The following is a 22,236-nucleotide window of genomic DNA, read 5'->3' as shown; positions in this document are numbered from 1 at the left end:
GTCCATGGGGTGGATCGCGCGGCGGACCGGGGGTCGGAGAGCTCCGTGGGGAGGGGAGTTGGTAGCTGCTCGGCGACCGGTAGCGAGGTGGGGTGGGGAGCCGGGACGAGGTCCGGGGCGCCGTCCGCCGTGAGTCCGAGCATCGATGCGTCGGCGTACGCCGTCCAGTCGCCGAACTCGGCGCGGCGCAGGGTCCGGTGGCGCGCGGGGAGGTCCCGTACGGTGTGCAGGCTGCCGCCGTGGTCCAGTTCGACGCGGGCGTGCTCGCTGTCGGGCCGGGCGGTGAGGGTGAAGTGCCACCCTCGCTCCGGGAACTCCGGCTTGTCGACGGACGCGTGGCGCCACTCCTCGTAGCAGCGCAGGTGCAGGAGCCCCGCCGTCAGTTCCCGGTAGTCGTAGCGGCGGACGCGGCGCTGCTCCTCGTCGAAGAGGAACATCCCGAGGTGGTGGTCCGTCCAGGACACGTGCAGCAGCGCCCGCTGCCGGCCCCCGGCCCCCAGCAGCACCGCGTACGGCTCACCCGTCGCGTCGTGCTCGCGCGCCCGGTCCTCGCTCATCGGCCCGACGGGCGACCTCGTGCGCGGGTCCCAGCCCGCGCAGTAGAGGACTTCGACGGTGTCGCCGGTCTCGCCGGTGTCGCGCGTACGCATGAGCAGCCCCACCCCTTCGGCTTCGACGGTTGCCACACCGTAACCGGCGCCACTGACAACGGCGGATCGCCCAGGAGCGCCCGGGGCGGGCAAGGGGGCATCGGCGGAGGAGGCGTCAGACCAGGGTGGTGATGCAGAACGGGTGGCCCGCCGGGTCCAGAAGGACGCGCCAGCGGTCGGGGGCCGGCTGGTGGGCGGGCTTTTCGGCGCCCAGGGACAGCAGGTGGGCCTCCGCGGTGTCCAGGTCGTCGACGCCGAACTCGAGGTGCGCCTGCTTCTCCTGCGCGGGGTCCGGCCAGGTGGGGCGGCGGTAGTCGGTCAGCCGGTTGAAGCCCAGCCCGGGCGCGCCCTCCTGGCCGAGCAGCACGAAGTGGTCGGAGGAGAAGACGACGGGCAGGCCGAGGAACGCACTGGAGAAACGGGCCAGTTCGGCGGGGTCGGAGCAGTCGAAGGTGACCGCCGCGTACCGGAAGACCGGGGAGGCGGCGGAAGCGGAGGCGGAGGCGGTGGGTTCTGTCGCGGTCGTGCTCGCGGTGCTGGTCGCCGTCGTGGCCGTCGTCGTGGCCGTGTTCGTGCTCGTGCTCGTCTTCGCGTTCGTGTTCTGGGTCATGAGGGAACGGTAGGGCGGGACCAGGACAGGTTCGGTCCTGGTCCCTGGCCGGATCGTGGAAGACTTCGACCTTGTGATCAGCGCCTCCGCCCGCCTGCTCCGGCTCGTCTCCGTGCTGGCCGCCCGGCCGTCGTGGACCTGCGCCGAACTGGCCGACCGGATCGAGGTCACCGAGCGCACGGTCCGGCGGGACATCGCCAAACTGCGGGACCTGGGTTACGTCATCGAGTCCGAGCCCGGGCCGTGGGGCGGCTACCGTCTGCGCGCCGGGTCCCGGGTGCCGCCGCTCGTCCTCGACGACGAGGAAGCGCTCGCCGTCGCCGTCGTGCTGGGTGAGGCCGCGCTGGGCGGAACGCTCGGCGGTGACCAGGCCGCGCTGTCGGCCCTGCTGAAGCTGCGGCGGATCCTGCCGCGCCGCGTCGCCGACCGGCTGGCCGAGATGGACGGCGCCCTCGTGCACACCCCGCGGCCCGGCGAGCCGCAGATCACGCCCGGCATGCTGCTGGAGCTGGCCGCCGCGTGCCGGCGCGGCGAGCGGGCCCGGCTGTCGTACCGCGACCGGGAGGGACGGGCTACCGTACGGGACGTCGATCCCTACCGCCTGGTCCTCACCGGGCGGCGGTGGTACTTCGTGGCCCGGGACGTGACGCGCGGGCAGTGGCGGACCTTCCGCGCCGACCGGGTCGTACGGCTGCACCCCACCGGGCGGCCGGTCGAACTCCTCGACCCGCCCGATCCGGCGCTGCTCGTCTCCCGTTCCCTCGCGACCGGTCCCTACCCGCTGTACGCGACCGTCCGTCTGCCCGTGCCCATGGACGAAGCCCTGCGGCTGATCCCTGCGACCGTCGGCGTCCACCGGCCCGACGGCGCGGAGGCGACGATCGTGGAGGTCGGCGGGCCCGACGCGGACGGACTCGCCCGGTACCTCCTCGGCCTGGCCACCCCGCTGCGCGTCCTCGCCCCCGACGCCGTACGGCTCGCCCTGTCGGCGCGCGTCCGGGAACTGCTCCGAGCGAATGAGGGGGAGGAGACCAGGGAGGCCGACGAGGCGAACGAGGCCGACGCGGCGCACCCGGGCGACCCGTGACCTCCTCCGGCGACCCGTGACGTACTCCGGTGACGCGTACGTACGTCGTCGACGACCAGGGAAGCCGCGCCCGGCGGGCCGCGCGTCCCGACGGTGGTGGGGAACCGAGCGGCCGCAGGGGCAGGCCCCCTCTCCTCAGGGTCGGGGAGAGGGGGCCTGCGGTGGTGCGGTGGATCAGTGAGGGCTCAGGACGGAGCCCGGTGGGCGGTCAGCGGTGGTGGGCCCGGTGCTCCGTGCGGTGGTCCGCCGGGCGGGTGCGGTGGCGCTCGCCGCCCCAGGCGATCGCGTCGACGAAGTGGTGGTGGGCGTTGCGCAGGGTGGCGGTGTCGCCGTGCCGGTCCCAGACGGAGGTGCGGCGGTCCTGGAAGAGGTCATTGCGGGTGTCACGGCCGTAGCCGCTGTGGACGCGGACCGTGGAGCGGCCCTCGAGGCGGTAGTGGCGGAAGGTGTACGTGTGGCCCTGCTCGTCGGACAGCGTCCACCCGTCGAGGTTGACGGCGCGCCGGCTGTGGTTGCTGATCGCCACCCACTCCTTGTTCAGGGAACGGGACGCGCGGTGGTCGCGGTGCTCGGCGTCGAGGTGGACGCCGCTGATCACCACGGCGTCGCGGTGGGGGCGCGGGGCGTGGCCGGCCGCGGACGCCGGCAGTGCCGTCGCTCCGATCAGGGCCGCGGCCGCGGCGGCGGCAGCGGTCAGGCGACGGGTGGTCACGGAGACGGAAGCGGACACAGGCTCTCCTGATGAGTGTGCGTAGGTCCGGGTGGCGACCGGGGTGGTCGCCACGCGCACAGCCTGTCCGCTCTCGGGACAAAACCGGGCATTACACGCGTCGTGTTACCAACTGCGGACGGTTTCGTGACCTTTGTGGCTCAGTGACCCATGAGTGCCGGTTGTCGGGTGGGGTGGGGTGACCCTGGCACGGCACGGCACGGCACGGCTCGGCCCGGCACGGCCCCGCATGGCACAGGGCCCCGGCGTGGTGCCGGGGCCCTGTGACGGTGACGACGTACGACAGCCTGCGGCGGGGCGGCCCGTCAGCCGACCGGGCTCTCGGCCCGGCGGGCGGTCGGCCCGTCGGTCAGCCGCACTGGCACGGGCCGCCCGACTGGCAGCCGCAGCCGCAGCCCGAGCCGCAGCCGCAGGCGGCCAGGAGCGGCAGCTTCCTGGTCTCGGGGGGCTGTTCGGTCTCGCGGTGTTGCGTCGGGTCGGGCGTGGTGCTGGGGGATTCGGCCATGGGTCCCTCCTCTAGGCAGATGCCTCTGCCCATTCCATGCCCGTTCCGCCGGGCGCATCAACGGCGCACAGTGGCTCACCCGCGCCCCGCTCCGGGCGGCTACGCCCCCTCGACGCCGGTCACCGGCTGGATGTCCGACTGGATCTCGTCGGCGTGCTCGCCCGTGACCAGGTAGACGACCCGCTTGGCCACCGCCACCGCGTGGTCGGCGTACCGCTCGTAGTAACGGCCCAGCAGCGTGACGTCCACGGCCGTCTCGATGCCGTGCTTCCAGCGGTCGTCGATCAGGTGCTGGAACAGGGTGCGGTGCAGCAGGTCCATCTCGTCGTCGTCCTGCTCCAGCTGCAGCGCCAGATCGACGTCCTTGGTCACGATCACCTCGGCCGCCTTGGCCATCAGGCGCTGGGCGAGCTGGCCCATCTCCAGGATGGTGGCGTGCAGGTCGTGCGGGACCGCGCGCTGGGGGAAGCGCAGGCGGGCGAGCTTGGCCACGTGCTGGGCGAGGTCGCCGGAGCGCTCCAGGTCGGCGGACATGCGCAGTGACGTCACGACGATGCGCAGGTCCGTCGCCACCGGCTGCTGGCGGGCCAGCAGCGCTATCGCCCGGGCCTCCAGGTCGTGCTGCAACTCGTCGACCTTCTGGTCGGCCTCGATCACGCTCTCGGCCAGCTTCAGGTCGGCGTCGAGGATGGCGGTCGTGGCGCGCCCGATCGCCGACCCGACCAGCCGGGCCATCTCCACCAGACCGTCGCCGATCGAGTCCAGTTCCTCGTGGTACGCGTCCCGCATCTTCGGTTCCCTCTCGTGGGTCGTCGTCCTCGGGGCCGCACCGGCCCCGCGTCTCGTCGGGGCGGTGGCAGTGACCCCCACGCTCCCACGGTCGGGCCCTTACGCGTCGGTTTCCGCCACCACGAGTGAACCGTTCCTGGCCCCAAGGTGAACTCTGGGCGACGAGTGTTCGAGGTCGCACCCGGACGGCTGTGGGCATGTCGTACCCCGTGCCTAACCTGGGGGCATGGACGTGAACGCGGCGGTCGCCGCAGCGGCTGCGATCGCCGGAGTGCTCACCGGCGTCATCGCCATGCTGGCGCTCCGCTTCAGCGAGCGCGAGCAGAAGCGTCCCACGCGCACCTCCCTGCACACCGACCCGGTGCTCCCGCCCGGCGTGGACACCGTCCTGTCGGTGCTGCGCTCCTCGGCGGTCGTCCTCGACGAGGCGGACGCCGTGGTCAAGGCCAGTTCCGCCGCCTACGCCCTCGGGCTGGTCCGCGGCGGCAGGCTCGCCGTCGAGCCCATGCTGCAGATGGCCCGGGACACGCGGCGGGACGGGGAGATACGGCAGGTCGAGCTGGACCTGCCGCGGCGCGGCACCGGGCGCGGCGAGGCCCTCGCCGTCTCCGCCCGGGTCGCACCGCTGGGCTCGCGCCTGGTGCTGCTGCTGGTGGAGGACCTCACCGAGGCCCGGCGGATCGAGGCCGTCAGACGCGACTTCGTCGCCAATGTGAGCCACGAGCTGAAGACGCCCGTCGGCGCGCTGTCCCTGTTGTCGGAGGCCGTCATGGACGCCTCGGACGACCCGGAGGCCGTGCAGCGCTTCGCCGGCCGTATGCAAGTGGAGGCGACCCGGCTCACCAACCTGGTGCAGGAGCTGATCGACCTGTCGCGGGTGCAGAACGACGACCCGCTGGAGGACGCCGAACCCGTCCGGGTGGACGAACTGGTCGCCGAGGCCATCGACCGCTGCCGCCACCAGGCCTCCACCAAGCAGATCACCATGGCCACCGGAGGCACCGCGGACCTGGCCGTCTGGGGCAACCGCGGCCAGCTCGCCGCCGCCCTGGGCAACCTCGTGGAGAACGCGGTCAACTACTCCCCGGCCCGCACCCGCGTCGGCATCGCCGCCCGGCGGGTGTCCGCGCCCGGCGGGGACCTCATCGAGATCGCCGTCACCGACCAGGGCATCGGCATCTCCGACAAGGACAAGGAGCGCATCTTCGAGCGCTTCTACCGCGTCGATCCGGCCCGCTCCCGCGCCACCGGCGGCACCGGTCTGGGGCTGGCGATCGTCAAGCACGTGGTCGCCTCGCACGGCGGGGAGGTCACGGTGTGGAGCGCCGAGGGACAGGGCTCCACCTTCACCCTGCGGCTGCCGGAGGCCGCCGCGGCCCGCGAAGCCTCCGCCCGCGACGCCGAGGACCGCGCCGCGGCCCCGGACACAGAGCGCGCCGCGGACCCGGCCGGCGACCGGGCCGATGACCGCACCGACGACCGCGCGCATCAGCATCCCGCCCTCGACGACGAGCACTCGGGTCACGGAAGGACCTCCGGGGCGGTAAGCGGTTCGTACGGTGATGAGGTGGATGGCCGGGACGTGGGCATCCCCGGGATCCCCCACGTCCCGGCCATCCACCTCATCACCGTACGAACCGCTTACCGCCCCGGAGGTCCTTCCGTGACCCGAGTGCTCGTCGTCGAGGACGAGGAGTCCTTCTCCGACGCACTGTCGTACATGCTCCGCAAGGAGGGCTTCGAGGTCGCCGTGGCGGCCACCGGCCCCGACGGACTCGACGAGTTCGAGCGCAACGGCGCCGACCTCGTCCTCCTCGACCTGATGCTGCCGGGGCTGCCCGGCACGGAGGTGTGCCGCCAGCTGCGCGGCCGCTCCAACGTCCCCGTGATCATGGTGACCGCGAAGGACAGCGAGATCGACAAGGTGGTCGGCCTGGAGATAGGGGCCGACGACTACGTCACCAAGCCGTTCTCCTCCCGTGAACTGGTCGCCCGTATCCGCGCGGTGCTGCGCCGCCGCGGTGAGCCGGAGGAGGCCGCACCGGCGGCCCTGGAGGCCGGTCCGGTCCGCATGGACGTCGACCGGCACGTGGTCACCGTCTCCGGCGCCAAGGTCGACCTGCCGCTGAAGGAGTTCGACCTGCTGGAGATGCTGCTGCGCAACGCCGGCCGCGTGCTGACCCGCATGCAGCTCATCGACCGCGTCTGGGGCGCCGACTACGTGGGCGACACCAAGACGCTCGACGTCCACGTCAAGCGCCTGCGCGCCAAGATCGAACCGGACCCGGGGGCGCCGCGCTACCTGGTGACGGTGCGCGGACTCGGCTACAAGTTCGAGCCGTAGGCCGCGGTCAGGAGGCCCTGGTCAGCGGGCCGTGGTCAGCGGGCCGTGGTCCGTAGGCCGTAAGCCTTGGGCCACGAGCCATGAGCCATAGCCATAGCCATGAGTCATGAGCCGTAGGCCGTGGCTCGGCCGGGCACGGCGAAGGGCGGCACCCTCTCGGTGAGGGTGCCGCCCTCGCGTGCGCTCAGGCGGGGCGGTCGGTCAGTGGCCCGCCGCCGACTGGGAGGCGGAGTCGCTCGGGGACGCCGTGGCGCCGGCCGACTCGGAGGCGGAGCCCGACGCCGACTGGGACGGGGACGTCGAGGCGTCCGGCTTGCCGGACCCACCGGAGGAGGCGGAGGCCGACGCGGCCGGGGAGCCCGTGGGCCCCGGCACCGCCGCCGGGGCCTTGGTCGGGCCCCACTTGTCGAAGTAGCTCTGGGCCGGGACGACGTAGGCGCGCAGGCTCACGTCACCGGCCTTGCTGAAGGTGAACGTGATCTTCTGGGCGTTGCCGTTCTGCACGGAGGCGCCCGGGTCGGGCAGGGCGGCGGAGGCGTTGCCCTTGCCACCGAGGATCAGCGAGCCGTGGGCCGGGATCGTCACCTTGCCCTTGCCGGAGGCGGGGGTCAGCTGGGCGCTGCCGTCGCCGTCGACGCGGACGGCGTCCAGCGTCTGGTCGCTGTTGCCGTTGTTGAAGAGGGTCACCGCGACGACCGCCGGGCCCTTGGTCTGGGTGCCCGGCTGGGTGATGATCATCGCGTTCTGGACCTTGATGTCGCCGACGGTGACGGCCGCGTTGTCCGGCTTGACCTGAAGCGTCTGGGCGTCGTTGCCGGCGCCGCACGCGGCGAGCGAGGCGATCGAGAACGCGATGGCGGCGGCGGCAAGGGCGCCGCGTCGAAGGCTGCTGCTCACGGCGGCGGCAACTCCTTGAACGTGGGCGGTGCAGGGCGGCTCCTCATAAAGCCGCCCTAAGTGTCTGTCAGCGGCCTTAGGGTACCGAGCCCTTCCAGGGCCATCGCACCCGACCCGCCTCTGTACGTCCCGGGGCCTCCGCTGAGCGCTTCCGCGGGGCCGCCGGGGAGCGCGTTCCCCGCCCGCGCGGCTTCACCGATTGCCGTGCCGTCGTCCGCCATTCACATAAGCGTCCTCCGCCATACGCGGGCCGTCCTCGTTCGCCCGCGCTCTGCCCTCTCATCCGCCCTTGGGTATTTCTCGGAAGGCCCCGCGAAGGAACCCGGAAGGAAGCAGGAAGGAAGCAGGAAGGCGCCCGGAAGGAACCCGGAAGGCGCTCGGAAGGAATGTGCGGCGAGTGCCGGAATTGATCACCGAGTGCCCGAGCCGACCGTCCTTGCCGCGACCGTGATCAATTTCGGATTCGTCCGGGATCCGGCGCACGGCCACCGAACGGAGTAGCGGAAGTCGAGCGCTTGGAGCCGGACAAAACGGGACATTCCTCCGTTTGGACGGGCGGCCGGAGGTGTGTAACGTACGCGTTTCACCCCGTGTGAAGAACCCCTCCGACCTGCGAATACCCGGCCCCCTCGGGGTCCCGCGGCGCTTGCGAAGCACGTCCCTGTCGCTGTTGTCAAGCCCCGAGATATGCCCTGACCTGCGAAAACGCCATTCAGAAGACGCCGTATCCGTGTTACCCTGGATAGCCACGGAAGGGGTACCTGTCACATGACGTTCAAGGTTGGCGACACCGTGGTCTATCCCCATCACGGGGCCGCGCTGATCGAGGCCATCGAAACTCGCCAGATCAAAGGCGTGGACAAGACCTACTTGGTGCTGAAGGTCGCCCAGGGTGACCTGACGGTACGTGTGCCAGCGGACAATGCGGAGTTCGTCGGCGTGCGTGATGTGGTCGGACAGGACGGGCTGGACCGGGTCTTCGAGGTGCTGCGCGCTCCGTACGCCGAGGAGCCCACGAACTGGTCGCGTCGTTACAAGGCAAACCTGGAGAAGCTCGCCTCGGGCGATGTCATCAAGGTCGCGGAAGTCGTGCGTGACCTGTGGCGTCGCGAGCGCGAGCGCGGACTCTCCGCCGGTGAGAAGCGCATGCTCGCCAAGGCCCGCCAGATCCTGGTGAGCGAGCTGGCGCTCGCGGAGAACACGAACGAGGACAAGGCCGAGGCCCTGCTCGACGAGGTGCTCGCCTCCTGACCTGACGCGGGCGACACACGCCATCCGCCTCAGTTCCTTCTTTCAGCACAGCACGATGCCGCGGTGCCCGATGACGCGATCGACGTCGCCGGGCGCTGCGGCATGTGCGTACCCGCCGGTCCGGGCGCAGGGCGCCGAACCCGCGGTTGCCGGTACGACGGGGAACAAGTGGAACCGGTCCCCCGATACTGTGTGCCGGGCCCGGGCAGTCGGCTCGACCGGGGTCACGGAAGGGTCCGGTCAAGGCGTCACGCCCGGCACGGTCTGGCCATACCCAGGCCGGGCCCGCTCACAAACCTGACAGGAACCGATGTCTGACGATTCGCGTCCCTCACCCACGGGTGCCCGGCGCGGCACCCCCGTCGCCGCCGTGATCCCGGCCGCCGGCCGGGGCGTACGCCTCGGTCCGGGCGCCCCCAAGGCGCTGCGCACGCTCGGCGGCACTCCCATGCTCATCCACGCCGTCCGCGCGATGGCCGCCTCCCGCGCCGTCTCGCTGGTGGTGGTGGTCGCGCCGCCCGACGGCGCCGCCGAGGTCAAGTCGCTCCTCGACGCGCACGCGCTGCCCGAGCGGACGGACATCCTGGTCGTGCCCGGCGGCGCCTCCCGCCAGGAATCGGTCAAGCTCGGTCTGGACGCCCTGCCGCCCGGCCACGACATCGTCCTCGTGCACGACGCGGCCCGCCCGCTGGTCCCCGTGGACACCGTGGACGCGGTCATCGAGGCCGTACGGGAGGGCGCGCCCGCCGTCGTCCCGGTGCTGCCGCTGGCCGACACCGTCAAGCAGGTCGAGCCGGTCGCGGCCCCGGGCGAGCCCGAGCCGGTCGTCGCCACCCCGGACCGCTCGCTGCTGCGGGCGGTGCAGACCCCGCAGGGCTTCGACCGCGCCACGCTGGTGCGCGCGCACGAGACGGTCACCGACAACGTCACCGACGACGCGAGCATGGTCGAGCAGCTCGGCGAGCGGGTCGTGGCCGTCCCCGGGCACGAGGAGGCGTTCAAGGTCACCCGCCCGCTCGACCTGGTCCTCGCGGAGGCGGTCCTGGCCCGGCGGAGGCTCACCGATGGCTTCTGAGCAGCAGCCCGCACCGACCGGGCAGCAGCCCGCGCACCCCGCACAGCGGCCCGCCCAGGACCCGCCGCTGCCCCAGGTCGGCATCGGCACCGACATCCACGCCTTCGAGGACGGCCGCGAGCTGTGGTGCGCGGGCCTGAAGTGGGAGGGCGAGGGGCCGGGTCTGGCCGGGCACTCCGATGCCGACGTCGTCGCGCACGCCGCGTGCAACGCGCTGTTCTCCGCCGCCGGGCTCGGCGACCTCGGGCAGCACTTCGGCACCGGGCGCCCCGAGTGGTCCGGCGCCTCCGGGGTGACGCTGCTGACGGAGGCGGCCCGGATCGTGCGCGCGGCCGGCTTCCGCATCGGCAACGTCGCCGTGCAGGTCGTCGGCCCCCGGCCGAAGATCGGCAAGCGGCGCGAGGAGGCGCAGAAGATCCTGTCCGAGGCGGCCGGCGCGCCGGTGTCCGTCTCCGGCGCCACGACCGACGGGCTCGGCTTCCCCGGCCGGGGCGAGGGCCTGATGGCGGTGGCCACCGCGCTCGTGGTGCGCGTGAGCTGAGAGCGTGCGAGGGTACCCGCACAGTCACCAGCTGACCGAGGACCGGAGGGTGCCCATGTCCGCCGTACTGTCCGACCGTCTCAAGAACCTCCTCGACACTCCCGTCTTCGTCACCGTCGCCACGGTCCAGCCCGACGGCAGCCCCCAGGTGTCCCCGGTGTGGGTCAAGCGCGACGGTGAGGACCTGCTGATCTCCACGACCGTGGACCGCCGCAAGAAGAAGAACCTGGACCGCGACCCGCGGGTCAGCGTCGTCGTCCAGGACCCGGCGTCCCCGTACGAGTACGCCGAGATCCGCGGCAGCGCGGAGATGACCACCGAGGGCGCCCGGGAGCTGATCGACGAGCTGTCGGTGAAGTACACGGGCAAGAAGTACGCCGAGTTCAACCCGGCCTCCGCGCAGGACGCCGAACGGGTGATCGTGCGGATCCGGCCCCGCAAGGTCGTCGGCGGGGTGTGAGCCGTCCCGGCGACGAGGGCGCCAACACTCCGCGACAGAGGGGAAGGGGCGCGAGGCACTGTCCTCGGCCCACTACTCTGGAGTGGTGACTATTCGCCTGTACGACACCAGCGCCCGGCAGATCCGTGACTTCACCCCGCTCAAGCCGGGTTGTGTCTCGATCTACCTCTGTGGCGCCACCGTGCAGGCGGCACCCCACATCGGGCACGTCCGCTCGTACCTGAACTTCGACATCATGCGCCGCTGGTTCACCTACCGCGGCTACGAGGTGACGTTCATCCGCAACGTCACCGACATCGACGACAAGATCATCGCCAAGGCCCACGAGCAGAACCGGCCCTGGTGGGCGATCGGCTACGAGAACGAGCGCGCCTTCAACGAGGGCTACCACGCCCTCGGGTGCCTGCCGCCGACGTACGAGCCGCGCGCCACCGGCCACGTGCCCGAGATGGTCGAGATGATGCAGCGCCTCATCGACCGCGGCCACGCCTACGCCGCCGACGGCAACGTCTACTTCGACGTGCGCTCCTTCCCCGGCTACCTCCAGCTGTCGCGGCAGGAGCTGGACAACCTGCTGCAGCCCTCCGGCGAGGGCGAGACCGGCAAGCGCGACCCGCGCGACTTCGCGATGTGGAAGGCCGCCAAGCCGGGCGAGCCCACCTGGCCCACGCCGTGGGGCGAGGGCCGGCCGGGCTGGCACCTGGAGTGCTCCGCCATGGCGCACAAGTACCTGGGCAGCGCCTTCGACATCCACGGCGGCGGCCTGGACCTGATCTTCCCGCACCACGAGAACGAGATCGCCCAGGCCAAGGCCTACGGCGACGACTTCGCCCAGTACTGGGTGCACAACGCCTGGGTGACCATGGCCGGCGACAAGATGTCCAAGTCGCTCGGCAACAGCGTGCTGGTCTCCGAGATGGTCAAGCAGTGGCGGCCCATCGTGCTGCGCTACTACCTGGGCACCCCGCACTACCGCTCGATGATCGAGTACAGCGAGGAGGCGCTGCGCGAGGCCGAGTCCGCGTTCGCGCGGATCGAGGGCTTCGTCCAGCGGGTGGTGGAGAAGGCCGGGATCGTGGAGCCGGCCGCGCAGGTGCCGCCCGCCTTCGCCGAGGCCATGGACGACGACCTCGGCGTCCCGCAGGCGCTCGCCGTCGTCCACACCACCGTCCGGCAGGGCAACAGCGCGCTGGCCGCCGACGACAAGGAAGCCGCCGTCGCCCGGCTCGCCGAGGTGCGCGCCATGCTCGGCGTCCTCGGCCTGGACCCCCTCGACGAGCACTGGGCCGGCGAGGGAAGCGAGCGCGGCGAGGACCTGCACGGCGTGGTCGACTCCCTGGTCCGCATGGTGCTGGACCAGCGGGAGGCCGCCCGCGCCCGCAAGGACTGGGCCACCGCGGACGCCCTGCGCGACCAGCTCAACCAGTCCGGACTGGTCATCGAGGACAGCCCGCAGGGCCCCCGCTGGAGTCTGGGCGCCGGCTGAGGGGCAGGCCCGCCCGGTCTCCGGGCCGGGGTGGGCGTCGGCCGCGTGCCGGTCCGTCCGCCGGTCCGGCGCCGGCCCGTCCTGCGGCCCGCGAAGATCGATTGTGCCGCCCGGCCGTCCGGGCGGCACACTGCATGGACGTACGCTTCATAGACGTACGGACCGCACACCACACAGACACACGTACGAACGCTCCGACAGACAGGTAGGTCATGGCCGCGAACAACCGCCGCATGTCCGGCAAGAAGGGCGCGCAGGTCGGCAGCGGCGGCAAGCGGCGCCGGGGCCTGGAGGGCAAGGGCCCCACGCCCCCCGCCGAGATGCGCAAGGGACACGCCAAGCAGCGCGCCGCCCAGGCGAAGGCGCGCCGCGCCCAGAGCCGCGGCCCGCGCCGCGGCGCGGGCAAGTCCGCCTCCGAGCTGGTCGTCGGCCGCAACCCGGTCGTCGAGGCGCTGCGCGGGGGCGTGCCCGCGAACACCCTCTACGTCCAGCAGTTCATCGACAACGACGAGCGCGTGCGCGAGGCGCTGCAGCTGGTCGCCGAGCGCGGCGGGATCAACCTCATGGAGGCCCCGCGCCCGGAACTGGACCGGATGACCAACGGGCTCAACCACCAGGGCCTGGTCCTGCAGGTCCCGCCGTACGAGTACGCCCACCCCGAGGACCTGGCCGACGCCGCCGCCGACGCGGGCGAGGACCCGCTGATCGTCGCCCTGGACGGGGTGACCGACCCGCGCAACCTCGGCGCGGTCGTCCGCTCCGTCTCCGCCTTCGGCGGCCACGGCGTGGTCGTGCCCGAGCGGCGCGCGGCCGGTATGACCGCGGGCGCCTGGAAGACCTCCGCCGGTACGGCCGCCCGGACGCCCGTGGCCCGCGCCACCAACCTCACGCGCGCGCTGGAGGCGTACAAGAAGGCCGGGATCATGGTCGTCGGCCTGGCCGCGGACGGCGAGGCCGAACTCGGTGAGCTGGACGCGCTGGACGGCCCCGTCGTCATCGTCGTCGGCAGCGAGGGCAAGGGCCTGTCGCGGCTCGTCGGGGAGACCTGCGACGTGCGGGTGCGGATCCCGATGCCGGGCGGCGCGGAGTCGCTGAACGCCGGTGTCGCGGCGGGGATCGTGCTGTACGAGGCGGCGCGCAGGCGCCGTTGAGCCGGGTCGCCGGCGCCGGTCGGTGTCCGGTGTCCGGTGACCATCGACCGCCGGATGCCGGACTGCCGGATGCCGACCGTCGGCCGGTGACCGGCGGTCGAACGGGCGTTCGCGCGGTCACCTGACCGTGTATTTCCGGGCGTTCCGTGCAACCTTGACGCGGCCCGGACAGATCCGGCGGGTCAAGGCAGTGTCCTAACTCCTCGTCACTCGGTTAGATGAGTGTGGACACCAGAACACCCCGCACACCCACGGGGGACCGCTCGTCGGGGTACGACGACGCTCCCGCGCTGAGCATGGTGAAGGTGCCGAGCGATCCGGCGCAGGTCATCGTCACGCACGCGAGCTTCCGCGTGCAGTTGGGCGCCTCCTCGCGGCGTACCCGCTCCCCGCGGATCGCCCGGCACCTGAGCGCCGCCGAGCACACCGCCCGCCTGCCCGTCGCCGGCGCGACGGGCCGGCCCCAGGCCGCGGCGCCCCACCGCCGCCCCGTCGTCTGGAGCGGCAGATCGGCGCCCGACGACACCGGAGCCCACCGCCTGCTGCAGGCCGTGCGCAGCGGCAGCGTGCGGCACGGCGAGGAACAGCCCGGCGACGCCGGGGCCACCCAGGTCATCCCGCGCGTCGACGCCCCCGCCGGCTACGGCACGCCCGGCACGTCCGCGCCCGCAGGCACCGCCTACGGCGACCTCGACGAGACCGTCGAGACCCCCGTCGTCGGCGCCCAGCGCAGCCCCGCCCCCGGCGAGACCCGGCTGCTGCCGCAGATGCGGACCGCGGGCAGCGCGTACGAGGAGGCGGAGTACGCCGACGCCGGGCACGACGGGCCGGCGTACGACGGCACCGGCTTCCCGGACCACGACCACGGCCCCTACGACGGCTACGGCGAGCCCGGCGAGGACGCCGACCCGGCGGCCGACGACCGGCCGCGGCGCACCCGGCGGCTCGGCGACGACCCGGCCCGCCACGCCTACTACCCGCACCGCCGGATGAACCTCGGCGTCGTCCTGCTCCCGCTGCGCATCTTCCTCGGGTTCGTCTCCCTCTACGCCGGCATGGGCAAGCTGTGCGACCCGCTGTACTTCGACGGCGGCCAACGCGGCTCCATGGTCAAGTGGCTGACCCAGCTGCACCCCTGGGACGTCGCCGAACCGCTGCGCCAGTTCGCCCTGCAGCACCCCGCCGGCTCCGGGCTCGTCATCGCCTTCCTCCAGGTCATCGTCGGCGTGCTCACGATCCTGGGCTGCTGGCAGCGGGTCGCCGCCGTGGTCGGCGCGCTGCTGTCCGCCGCCCTCATCGTCACCGTCAGCTGGCGCACGGCGCCCGTCTACGACGCGCCCGACATCATCTACCTCGCCGCTTGGTCGCCGCTGATCATCGCCGGCGCCCCCGTCTACTCCGTCGACGGCAGACTCGCCGCCTCCGCCTGGCGGCGCCTGGGTCCACGCTCCGACATCTGGGCGCTGCGCCGGTTCGTGCTGCGCCGCGGCGCGCTGCTCACCGTCCTCGTCACCGGCCTCACCCTGCTCGTCGGCTCGCTGCTCGGCGGGGCGGTGCGCGACGCCGACCGGGTCGTCGTCCCCGGGCCCGGCGAGGCCCCGCGCAACGAACTGCCCGGCTCACCGCTGCCCCGGCACTCCGACTCCCAGCGGCACTCGACGTCCCCGTCGGCCCCGGCCTCACCCAGCCACCGCGGGACCTCGGCCGGCCCGTCCGGCGGTCCCTCGGCCACCCAGGGCACCACCCAGCAGCGCGGCACCGCCACCGGCGGCGCGCCCAGCCAGACCCAGGGCACCACCGGCGACACCGTGCCGGACCGCTCCTCCCCGGTGCAGCAGGCACCCAGCACCAGCTCCGGCCCGACCTCGGGCGGCACCGCGACCGGCGGCAGCGGCTCGACCGGCGGCTCCGGCGGCTCCGGCGGCTCGGCCGGCTCGGGGAGCTCCGGTGGATCGGGCTCCTCCGGCTCCTCCGGCGGCAGCTCCTCCACCGGGCAGCCGGGCCTGGTGGGCGGCCTGCTGGGATAGGCGGCCACCGCCCCACCGGGCACGACCCGAACGACGGGGGTCCCGCACAGTCGCTGTGCGGGACCCCCGTCGTAGGGGCGTCGCACGGCCGAAGGGCAGGCGACGCCTGGTGTGTTCAGCGCTTGAGGGCGGCCAGCTCCTTCGCCGCCTCCGTGAGGTCCTTCGCCGTGTCGATGGCCCGCCAGTAGGCGCCCTGCGGGATCGGGAAGCCCGCCAGGCGCCGTTCGCGGGCCAGCCGCGGGAACGTGGTGCGCTCGTGGTCGCCGCGCTCCGGGAGCAGGGCGGCGAAGTCGGGCGAGAACACGTACACGCCCGCGTTGATCTCGAACGTGGACGGCGGGGCCTCGATGAAGTCCGTGACACGGCCGAAGCCGTCCGTCTGCACGGCGCCCCACGGCAGGCGCGGACGGGCCAGCGCGAGCGTGGCCACCGCGTCCCGCTCGGTGTGGAAGTCCGCCATGTCGCGCAGCGAGAAACGCGTCCAGATGTCGCCGTTCGTGGCGTACCAGGGCTTGTCCGGACGGGGCAGATGGGCGGCCGCGAACCGCAGGCCGCCGCCGCGGCCGAGGGGTTCGGTCTCCACGACGGTGGTGACCTTCACCGGCAGGTCTGCCGACTTCAGCCAGTCCTGCAGAACCTCGGCGAGGTGGCCGCAGGAGACCACCACGTCCGTGACGCCCTCCTCGGCCAGCCAGGCGATCTGGTGGCCGATGATCGGGACGCCCGTGCCGGGGATCTCGACCATCGGCTTGGGCCGGTCGTCGGTGTAGGGGCGCAGCCGGGACCCCTGGCCACCGGCGAGGATGACGGCTTGGGTGGGGCGCAGCGCCGCATTCGGATGGGTCATGACCGCACTGTACGTGCCGGCCGCAGGCCGCTCGCGACGATCCGCCGACGCGCGGGCACGCCCGGGCACGGGGCCCGGGGGCCGCCTCTCATTCACCCCTGCCGCGGCCCACTACTTCCTCTTGCTCTTGTTCGTTTTCCGCCTCCTGCGCGGGCGTGCCTTCCCGACCCGCGCTGCGAACGCGGGCCTGACTTGGTGACCGATACAGGATCATTCGGGAAGGTACGCCCTTCGCGTGCCGTCCCGAAGACCGATCCACAAGTCATGAGCATTGCTCGCGACGACGACGTAGGGGACGCTGTGGCGCACCCCTGCGCGGCGGATGCCCAGAACCGCGACGAAGAGGGCCAGGGCGATCAGCAGCGCCGGCCACGAGAGGTTGCTGCTGTAGACGAACGCGATGACGGCGAGGGCCACGACGTCGTCGACGATGGCCACGGTCAGCAGGAAGGTGCGCAGGGCGTCGGGAAGCCGCTTGCCGAGCAGCGCCAGGGTGCCCAGGGCGAAGGCCGTGTCGGTCGACATGGCCACGCACCAGCCTCCGCCGGCATCGGTGGTGGCGGCGAAGGCCAGGAAGATCAGAACGGGCACGCCCATCCCGGCCAGGCCGGCGAACAGTGGCAGGGTCATCCGGCTTCTCTGCCGCAGTTCACCCATGTCGAACTCGCGCCGTGCCTCGAGCCCGACCACGAAGAAGAAGGCGGCCATCAAGCCACTGTTGACCCATTCGCGCAGTTCCAGATCGACGCCGGCGGTCCCCAGGTGCACGGACAGCGACGTTTCCCAGAAGTGCTCGTAGGAGCCGGGGGAGACATTGGCCCACACGAGAGCGGCGACGGAAGCGACGATGAGGGCGACGGCGCTGCCGGTCTCGGTGCGCAGGAAGTCGCGCAGGGGCGAGCGCTGGCTCTCGGAACGCACGGTCTGGCCGATGCCCTCAGGGCCGGCAGGCCGGGGTGTGGTGGTGGTCATGTTCCGTCTTCTGCCTGTCTGGTGCGCAAGGCACGGTGTGCAATGAGCATTACAGACCCCCGGACCGTGCGCAGTGCTCACGACTGCGCTCGGTCCGCCCCGAGGCGAGCGGGCATCGCCTGCCCCGGGGCGGTCCGGGACCCCGTTCCCCTGCCGCCCACCGCGGCAGGGACGTTCACGGCTCGGGGCAGCGAGGTGAGCCGCCCGTGCCGTGAACGCCGGCCGTCAGTGCCCGCGGGCGATCCATTCGCCGAGGTGTCCGCTCTCGGCTGCGATGGTGGTGGAGTCGCCGTGCCCGGTGTGCACCGCGACCGCCGGCGGGAGAGTGAGCAGTCTGTCCCGGATGGAGTCGATGATCGTCGGGAAGTGCGAGAAGGAGCGTCCGGTTGCGCCGGGCCCGCCACGGAACAGCGTGTCGCCGGAGAACACCGCGTTGAGCGCCGGAGCGTAGAGGCAGACCGCTCCCGGGGAATGGCCGGGAGTGTGCAGGACCTGGAACGGGGTTCCGGCGATCTCCAGCATCTGGTGATCGGCCAGCTCCTGGTCGGGAAGCCGGTCCGGATGCGTCTGCTTCCACAGCGGGAGGTCATCGGGGTGCAGCAGGATCGGTGCGCCGGTGGCCTCGGCCAGTGCGGGAGCCGCGTCGATGTGGTCGTTGTGCGCGTGCGTGCAGATGATCGCGCGCAGCCTACGGCCGCCGAGCGCGGCCTCGATCGCCGAGGCATCGTGTGCGGCGTCGATGACGACCGCCTCGGAGTCGTCGCCGACGATCCAGACGTTGTTGTCGACGTCCCACTGGCCTCCGTCGAGAGCGAACGTCCCGGAGGTGACCAGGAGGTCGATGCGGGCCGCCATCAGAACACCATCACCGAGCGCAGGACCTCACCGTCGCGCATCCGCTGGAACGCCTCCTCGACGTCGGCGATGCCGATCGTCTCGGTGACGAAAGCGCCGAGATTGAGGCGCCCCTGCAGGTGCAGGTCGACCAGCATCGGGAAGTCGCGGGAGGGCAGACAGTCTCCGTACCAGGCCGACTTGAGGGAGCCACCGCGGCCGAAGACGTCGAGGAGCGGCAGCTCCAGCATCATGTCAGGGTTGGGGACACCGACCAGGACGACCGTGCCGGCCAGGTCACGGGCGTAGAACGCCTGACGGTAGGTCTCGGGGCGGCCGACCGCATCGATGACGACATCGGCACCGTGTCCGCCGGTGAGCGCGCGGACCTCCCCGACCAGATCGCTGGTGCGGGAGTTGACGGTGTGGGTGGCGCCCATCGTCTTCGCCATCTCGAGCTTGCGGTCGTCGATGTCCACCGCGATGATCTTCGCCGCGCCGGCCAGCCGGGCCCCGGCGATCGCCGCGTCGCCGACGCCGCCGCAGCCGATGACGGCGACGGAGTCGCCCCGGCCGACCTGGCCGGTGTTGATGGCGGCGCCGATGCCGGCCATCACGCCGCAGCCGAGCAGTCCGGCGACGGCCGGGGAAACCTCGGGGTCGACCTTGGTGCACTGGCCGGCCGCCACGAGGGTCTTCTCGGCGAACGCGCCGATGCCGAGGGCCGGCGTGAGCTCGGTGCCGTCCAGCAGGGTCATCTTCTGCTTCGCGTTGTGGGTGTTGAAGCAGTACCAGGGGCGCCCGCGCCGGCAGGCACGGCACTGGCCGCACACCGCCCGCCAGTTAAGGATGACGAAGTCGCCGGGGGCGACGTCGGTGACGCCCTCGCCGACGGACTCCACGACACCTGCGGCCTCATGACCGAGCAGGAACGGGAAGTCATCGCCGATGCCGCCCTGCTTGTAGTGAAGGTCGGTATGGCAGACGCCGCACGCCTGGATCTTCACCACGGCCTCGCCGGGGCCGGGATCCGGCACGACGATCGTCTCCACCCGGACCGGCTCGTTCTTGCCCGGTGCGATCACTGCCTGAACTTGCTGTGCCACGTTGTTCACCTTGCTTGCTGTGTTGTCGTTGAACGGTGCTGTGCCGAGCCCGGTCAGGGGCGGCTGATCAGGGCGCGCAGGGCGGCCGCCGCCGCAGCTGGGTCGTTCGCGCTGTAGATGGCGCTGCCTGCCACGGCGGTCCGGGCGCCGGAGTCCTGTACCGCGGCGATGGTGGCTGTGCTGACGCCGCCGGCGACGGAGAACGGGACCCCCGAGCTCGAACCGGCATCCAGAAGCGCCTGGAGGCTGTATCCGGGCAGGGCCTGTTCGTCCAGCCCGGCATGGAACTCGACGAACACCGCCCCCAGGGCGTGCGCTTCCTTGGCACGCGTGGCCTTGTTCGTGACGTTGATGAGGTCGACGACCACGCCCTTGGAAGCGGCGCGGGCGGCGACGACCGCGCCGTTGATGGTGGAGTCGTCGGCCGTACCCAGAACGGTGACCAGGTCGGCGCCGGCGTCGAAGGCGAGACGTGCCTCCAGCTCACCGGCGTCGGCGGTCTTCAGGTCCGCGAAGACGGTCTTGTCGGGGTGGGCGTTCTTGACCGCCGTGATGACGGACATGCCCTCGCTCTTGATCAGCGGGGTGCCCAGTTCGATGACATCGACGTAGGGAGCGACCTGCCCGGCCAGCCGCAGGGCGGCTTCCGTAGTCAATAGGTCGATGGCTACCTGCAGTCGCATGACGGTGTTTCCTTCCGGCGTGAGTCGCCCGGCGGTCTCCCGGGCGTTCGTGGTTCTGCGGGCGTATGCCGCGCAGGTCATTCGAGATTGCTGTGGCGGGCCCACAGTTCGTCGGCCGTGAGACCGCTGCGCTGCCAGAGCGCGTGGAACAACCCGTCTCCGAGGAGCCACAGCACCTGCTCGAACAGGCTGCCGGCGTACTGGGCCGAGGCCTGCCCGGACCGGTCCCGCTTCGCGGCCGCGGGTACGACCAGAACGGTCGGCGTCAGGGAGGCCAGGGGCGAGTGCGGAGCGGCGGTGATGCCCGCCACCTCGGCGCCTGCCGCGATGGCGGACCGGGCCGCAGTAAGCACCGAGGGGGTGCGTCCCGAGCCTGAGGCGATCAGCAGGAGGTCTCCCGCCGCGATGGCCGGCGCCGTAGCGTCACCGACGACATGCACGCGGAGCCCGAGGTGCATCAGCCGCATGGCCAGGGCACGCAGAGCGATGCCCGAGCGCCCCTGCCCGAGAATGAAGACCCTCGACGCCGCAGTCGTGGCGGAGAGCAGGCGTTCGGCTTCCCCGGGGGCAATGGCCTCGACCGCTCGGGTCGCCTCCGCCACGACGAGCGCGCTGCTGTCCTTCCAGGACGGCCGCACGGGACGGGGTGATTCCAAGAGCGTTTCGTTCACACAACGAGCATCCCCAACGGACAGGTAGTCGTCATTCAACCTTCGGGGCAATTTACCTACCCATTCAGGGAGGTTCTGTGCGACGATGAAGTGGTGACGAACGATCTTTTGGTGCAAAACGGTAAAGGGTTGGCAGCCCGTTTGAACCTGGTGGCGACAGCTCCACTGCAGGACGTGGCCGACCGCCTGCACACGGCCCTCGACGGCGTGTGGCCGCACGAAGCGCTGGTGATCTTCACCGAGGAATGCACCGGGCGTCCCCGCAAGAAGGCTGGCGACCCGGAGATCACGAAGAACGTGACCATCGCCGAACTCGCAGCCCTGCGCGACCGGGCTGCAGGCGGTCAGTGGGCCGGGCGCGCACAGTTCGGCGGCCTGCCCCGCGACGTGGCGGTCCTGGGAGACGGCACCGGAGCCGTACTCGTCCTTTGCCCCGTGCAAGAACCCCCGGGCGAAGACCGCGCCGCCCACACACGGATCCTGTGGAGCGTCGCAGCCGCCTGCATCGCCCGGCAGGTCGCCGAGGCGGCACCCGACTACCTGCAGGAATCGCGTGCGGTCACCAGCGAGAGGCTCCGGGTCACCGCCGAACTCACGGACCGGCACGTCACCGACCTGGAATCCCTGCTCGCCGCCCTGCGCAGCCGAGACCTCGACGACGCCCGAGCCCGTACCCAGGCGATCGACCTCGCCGCCGACGCCCTGATCCGCACCAGGAGCGGAGCAGACCTGGCCGCCTTCATCGCCGAGGAACCGGTCGCCCGCGCCTTCGAACGCCTCAAGAACGACCTGCGCCCCCTGAGCCGCTACGAAGCACTGCAAATACAGTTCATCGAGCCCCCGGCAGACGGCCGCGCGCTTCCCGGAGAAGTCGCACACGCAGCACGAGCCATCGTGCGCAGCGCCGTCCTGCTGATGCGCGACCAGGAAGAAGTCACCCGCATCCGGGTCCAATGGAACTGCGACGGAACACACCTGCTCGTCTCCGTGAGAGACGACGGCCCCGGCAGCATGGACAGCTCCGGCCCCGCACTGCGCCAACTCGGCGCCCGCGCCACAGCGCTGGGCGGTCGCCTCGACCTGGAAGCGGTAGAGAACTGGGGCTCCCGCCTCGAAGTGCAGATCCCGCTCGACCCCCCGGACACCTCCGAACAGCCCACCGAAACGTGGGGTCTGGCTCCCAGGGAAACGGAAGTCCTGCGCCTGCTCGCCTCCGGCCGCCGCAACCGGCAGATCGCTACGCAGCTCGGCATCAGCGAGAACACCGTCAAGTTCCACACCAGCCAGATCTACCACAAGCTCGGCGTCACCTCCCGAGCCGCCGCAGCCGCCCTGGCCACCGAAGCCGGCATGCGATGACGGCGATCCCGATCCTCGACCGGGACAGCCGCAGGGCTCCAGCACGTCGGTGACCGTGGGTACAGCGTGAGAGCGGCGCCCAAACACGGACGGGCCCGCCCCGGGGCCTGTCGCCCTTGTGAGGTGCCGCAGCCGGTCGAGAGCCGCCGCGCGCTCGGCAA

At 72.0% G+C, this 22,236-nt stretch carries 20 protein-coding genes and 3 pseudogenes; 11 read left to right on the top strand and 12 right to left on the bottom strand.

The genetic code is table 11. From position 1 onward, the window contains the following. Both GV126_RS16095 and GV126_RS36505 read right to left on the bottom strand, forming a co-directional pair. Positions 1 to 650: pseudogene (locus tag GV126_RS16095) on the bottom strand (hypothetical protein); the annotation flags it as partial. 115 nt (positions 651 to 765) lie between these two features. Then, positions 766 to 1,140: pseudogene (locus GV126_RS36505) on the bottom strand (VOC family protein); the annotation flags it as partial. A 193-nt stretch (positions 1,141 to 1,333) separates the two neighbouring features. Here GV126_RS36505 and GV126_RS16085 point away from each other — a divergent pair. Continuing rightward, positions 1,334 to 2,347 (top strand): helix-turn-helix transcriptional regulator, encoded by a 1,014-nt coding sequence (locus GV126_RS16085; RefSeq protein WP_185947294.1) that lies wholly within the window; start codon positions 1,334 to 1,336, stop codon positions 2,345 to 2,347. A 208-nt stretch (positions 2,348 to 2,555) separates the two neighbouring features. Here the strand turns inward: GV126_RS16085 and GV126_RS16080 are convergent, their stop codons facing one another. The 3 genes from GV126_RS16080 to phoU all read right to left on the bottom strand — a co-directional run bounded on the left by GV126_RS16080 (position 2,556) and on the right by phoU (position 4,371). Then, positions 2,556 to 3,077, bottom strand: a complete 522-nt coding sequence (locus tag GV126_RS16080) for a lamin tail domain-containing protein (protein WP_236570015.1) — start codon at positions 3,075 to 3,077, stop codon at positions 2,556 to 2,558. Between the two features lie 349 nt (positions 3,078 to 3,426). Then, positions 3,427 to 3,582 (bottom strand): hypothetical protein, encoded by a 156-nt coding sequence (locus tag GV126_RS35810; protein ID WP_185947293.1) that lies wholly within the window; start codon positions 3,580 to 3,582, stop codon positions 3,427 to 3,429. A 99-nt stretch (positions 3,583 to 3,681) separates the two neighbouring features. Beyond that, positions 3,682 to 4,371, bottom strand: a complete 690-nt coding sequence (gene phoU, locus GV126_RS16075; RefSeq protein WP_028421477.1) for a phosphate signaling complex protein PhoU — start codon at positions 4,369 to 4,371, stop codon at positions 3,682 to 3,684. Between the two features lie 226 nt (positions 4,372 to 4,597). On the opposite strand from phoU, the pseudogene phoR reads away from it, so the two are divergent. Together phoR and phoP are read left to right on the top strand one after the other, a co-directional pair. After that, a pseudogene (phoR, locus tag GV126_RS16070) lies at positions 4,598 to 5,747 on the top strand (two-component system sensor histidine kinase PhoR); the annotation flags it as partial. A 296-nt stretch (positions 5,748 to 6,043) separates the two neighbouring features. Further along, positions 6,044 to 6,715 carry a two-component system response regulator PhoP gene (gene phoP / locus GV126_RS16065; RefSeq protein WP_473976918.1) on the top strand — a complete coding sequence of 224 codons (672 nt, stop codon included), beginning with the start codon at positions 6,044 to 6,046 and terminating at the stop codon, positions 6,713 to 6,715. A 201-nt stretch (positions 6,716 to 6,916) separates the two neighbouring features. Here phoP and GV126_RS16060 read toward each other — a convergent pair whose 3' ends face one another. After that, complete coding sequence (locus GV126_RS16060) at positions 6,917 to 7,612, bottom strand: copper chaperone PCu(A)C (RefSeq protein ID WP_159667094.1); 696 nt, start codon at positions 7,610 to 7,612, stop codon at positions 6,917 to 6,919. Positions 7,613 to 8,380: 768 nt separating this feature from the next. Between GV126_RS16060 and GV126_RS16050 the strand changes: the two genes are divergently transcribed. The 7 genes from GV126_RS16050 (at position 8,381) to GV126_RS16020 (ending at position 15,603) form a co-directional block, all read left to right on the top strand. Then, complete coding sequence (locus GV126_RS16050; protein WP_003953493.1) at positions 8,381 to 8,863, top strand: CarD family transcriptional regulator; 483 nt, start codon at positions 8,381 to 8,383, stop codon at positions 8,861 to 8,863. A 310-nt stretch (positions 8,864 to 9,173) separates the two neighbouring features. Next, the gene (ispD, locus tag GV126_RS16045) at positions 9,174 to 9,938 is read left to right on the top strand and encodes a 2-C-methyl-D-erythritol 4-phosphate cytidylyltransferase (protein ID WP_159667091.1); all 765 of its coding nucleotides are present in this window, start codon (positions 9,174 to 9,176) and stop codon (positions 9,936 to 9,938) included. Beyond that, a complete protein-coding gene (gene ispF / locus GV126_RS16040; protein ID WP_236570014.1) occupies positions 9,928 to 10,479 on the top strand; it encodes a 2-C-methyl-D-erythritol 2,4-cyclodiphosphate synthase in 552 nt (183 codons plus the stop codon). Before ispD ends, ispF begins: the two co-directional genes overlap by 11 nt. Before the next feature lie 55 nt (positions 10,480 to 10,534). Then, positions 10,535 to 10,939 (top strand): PPOX class F420-dependent oxidoreductase, encoded by a 405-nt coding sequence (locus GV126_RS16035; protein ID WP_159667088.1) that lies wholly within the window; start codon positions 10,535 to 10,537, stop codon positions 10,937 to 10,939. Between the two features lie 85 nt (positions 10,940 to 11,024). After that, positions 11,025 to 12,425, top strand: a complete 1,401-nt coding sequence (gene cysS / locus GV126_RS16030; RefSeq protein WP_159667085.1) for a cysteine--tRNA ligase — start codon at positions 11,025 to 11,027, stop codon at positions 12,423 to 12,425. Between the two features lie 212 nt (positions 12,426 to 12,637). Continuing rightward, positions 12,638 to 13,576, top strand: a complete 939-nt coding sequence (gene rlmB / locus GV126_RS16025; RefSeq protein WP_159667082.1) for a 23S rRNA (guanosine(2251)-2'-O)-methyltransferase RlmB — start codon at positions 12,638 to 12,640, stop codon at positions 13,574 to 13,576. A gap of 218 nt (positions 13,577 to 13,794) precedes the next feature. Then, positions 13,795 to 15,603 (top strand): DoxX family protein, encoded by a 1,809-nt coding sequence (locus tag GV126_RS16020; protein ID WP_159667080.1) that lies wholly within the window; start codon positions 13,795 to 13,797, stop codon positions 15,601 to 15,603. Between the two features lie 115 nt (positions 15,604 to 15,718). Here the strand turns inward: GV126_RS16020 and GV126_RS16015 are convergent, their stop codons facing one another. From GV126_RS16015 to hxlB, 6 genes are all read right to left on the bottom strand, one after another. After that, on the bottom strand, positions 15,719 to 16,450 hold the full coding sequence (locus GV126_RS16015) for a nucleotidyltransferase family protein (protein WP_159667077.1): 732 nt from the start codon (positions 16,448 to 16,450) through the stop codon (positions 15,719 to 15,721). A gap of 210 nt (positions 16,451 to 16,660) precedes the next feature. Beyond that, complete coding sequence (locus GV126_RS16010; RefSeq protein WP_159667074.1) at positions 16,661 to 17,422, bottom strand: Na+/H+ antiporter NhaA; 762 nt, start codon at positions 17,420 to 17,422, stop codon at positions 16,661 to 16,663. Between the two features lie 225 nt (positions 17,423 to 17,647). Continuing rightward, positions 17,648 to 18,277 carry an MBL fold metallo-hydrolase gene (locus GV126_RS16005; RefSeq protein ID WP_030382994.1) on the bottom strand — a complete coding sequence of 210 codons (630 nt, stop codon included), beginning with the start codon at positions 18,275 to 18,277 and terminating at the stop codon, positions 17,648 to 17,650. Next, positions 18,277 to 19,362, bottom strand: coding sequence for an S-(hydroxymethyl)mycothiol dehydrogenase (locus tag GV126_RS16000; protein ID WP_030382995.1), 1,086 nt, complete (start codon positions 19,360 to 19,362; stop codon positions 18,277 to 18,279). Before GV126_RS16000 ends, GV126_RS16005 begins: the two co-directional genes overlap by 1 nt. Positions 19,363 to 19,415: 53 nt before the next feature. After that, positions 19,416 to 20,045: a 3-hexulose-6-phosphate synthase gene (hxlA, locus tag GV126_RS15995; protein ID WP_030382996.1), complete on the bottom strand. Its 630-nt coding sequence runs from the start codon at positions 20,043 to 20,045 to the stop codon at positions 19,416 to 19,418. Between the two features lie 77 nt (positions 20,046 to 20,122). Further along, entirely contained in the window at positions 20,123 to 20,716 is a 594-nt protein-coding gene (hxlB, locus tag GV126_RS15990; protein ID WP_159667071.1) for a 6-phospho-3-hexuloisomerase, read from the bottom strand. Between the two features lie 93 nt (positions 20,717 to 20,809). Here hxlB and GV126_RS36500 point away from each other — a divergent pair, with 93 nt between their 5' ends. After that, entirely contained in the window at positions 20,810 to 22,075 is a 1,266-nt protein-coding gene (locus GV126_RS36500; protein WP_078618553.1) for a LuxR C-terminal-related transcriptional regulator, read from the top strand. Positions 22,076 to 22,236 lie beyond the last annotated feature (161 nt).

The organism is Streptomyces mexicanus, assembly GCF_902506575.1.
Lineage (GTDB): Bacteria > Actinomycetota > Actinomycetes > Streptomycetales > Streptomycetaceae > Streptomyces > Streptomyces mexicanus.
The sequence above is the reverse complement of the archived record's forward strand: the minus strand, read 5'-3'. Positions and strand labels throughout refer to the sequence as shown.

Bases quoted from the DNA above. Each gene is read 5' to 3' on its own strand.
- GV126_RS35810 (WP_185947293.1), bottom strand. From the start codon at position 3,582: ATGGCCGAATCCCCCAGCACCACGCCCGACCCGACGCAACACCGCGAG.
- GV126_RS16010 (WP_159667074.1), bottom strand. From the start codon at position 17,422: ATGACCACCACCACACCCCGGCCTGCCGGCCCTGAGGGCATCGGCCAG.
- ispF (WP_236570014.1), top strand. From the start codon at position 9,928: ATGGCTTCTGAGCAGCAGCCCGCACCGACCGGGCAGCAGCCCGCGCAC.
- hxlA (WP_030382996.1), bottom strand. From the start codon at position 20,045: ATGCGACTGCAGGTAGCCATCGACCTATTGACTACGGAAGCCGCCCTG.
- GV126_RS16020 (WP_159667080.1), top strand. From the start codon at position 13,795: ATGAGTGTGGACACCAGAACACCCCGCACACCCACGGGGGACCGCTCG.
- GV126_RS16035 (WP_159667088.1), top strand. From the start codon at position 10,535: ATGTCCGCCGTACTGTCCGACCGTCTCAAGAACCTCCTCGACACTCCC.
- GV126_RS16015 (WP_159667077.1), bottom strand. From the start codon at position 16,450: ATGACCCATCCGAATGCGGCGCTGCGCCCCACCCAAGCCGTCATCCTC.
- rlmB (WP_159667082.1), top strand. From the start codon at position 12,638: ATGGCCGCGAACAACCGCCGCATGTCCGGCAAGAAGGGCGCGCAGGTC.
- phoU (WP_028421477.1), bottom strand. From the start codon at position 4,371: ATGCGGGACGCGTACCACGAGGAACTGGACTCGATCGGCGACGGTCTG.
- ispD (WP_159667091.1), top strand. From the start codon at position 9,174: ATGTCTGACGATTCGCGTCCCTCACCCACGGGTGCCCGGCGCGGCACC.
- GV126_RS16005 (WP_030382994.1), bottom strand. From the start codon at position 18,277: ATGGCGGCCCGCATCGACCTCCTGGTCACCTCCGGGACGTTCGCTCTC.
- GV126_RS16050 (WP_003953493.1), top strand. From the start codon at position 8,381: ATGACGTTCAAGGTTGGCGACACCGTGGTCTATCCCCATCACGGGGCC.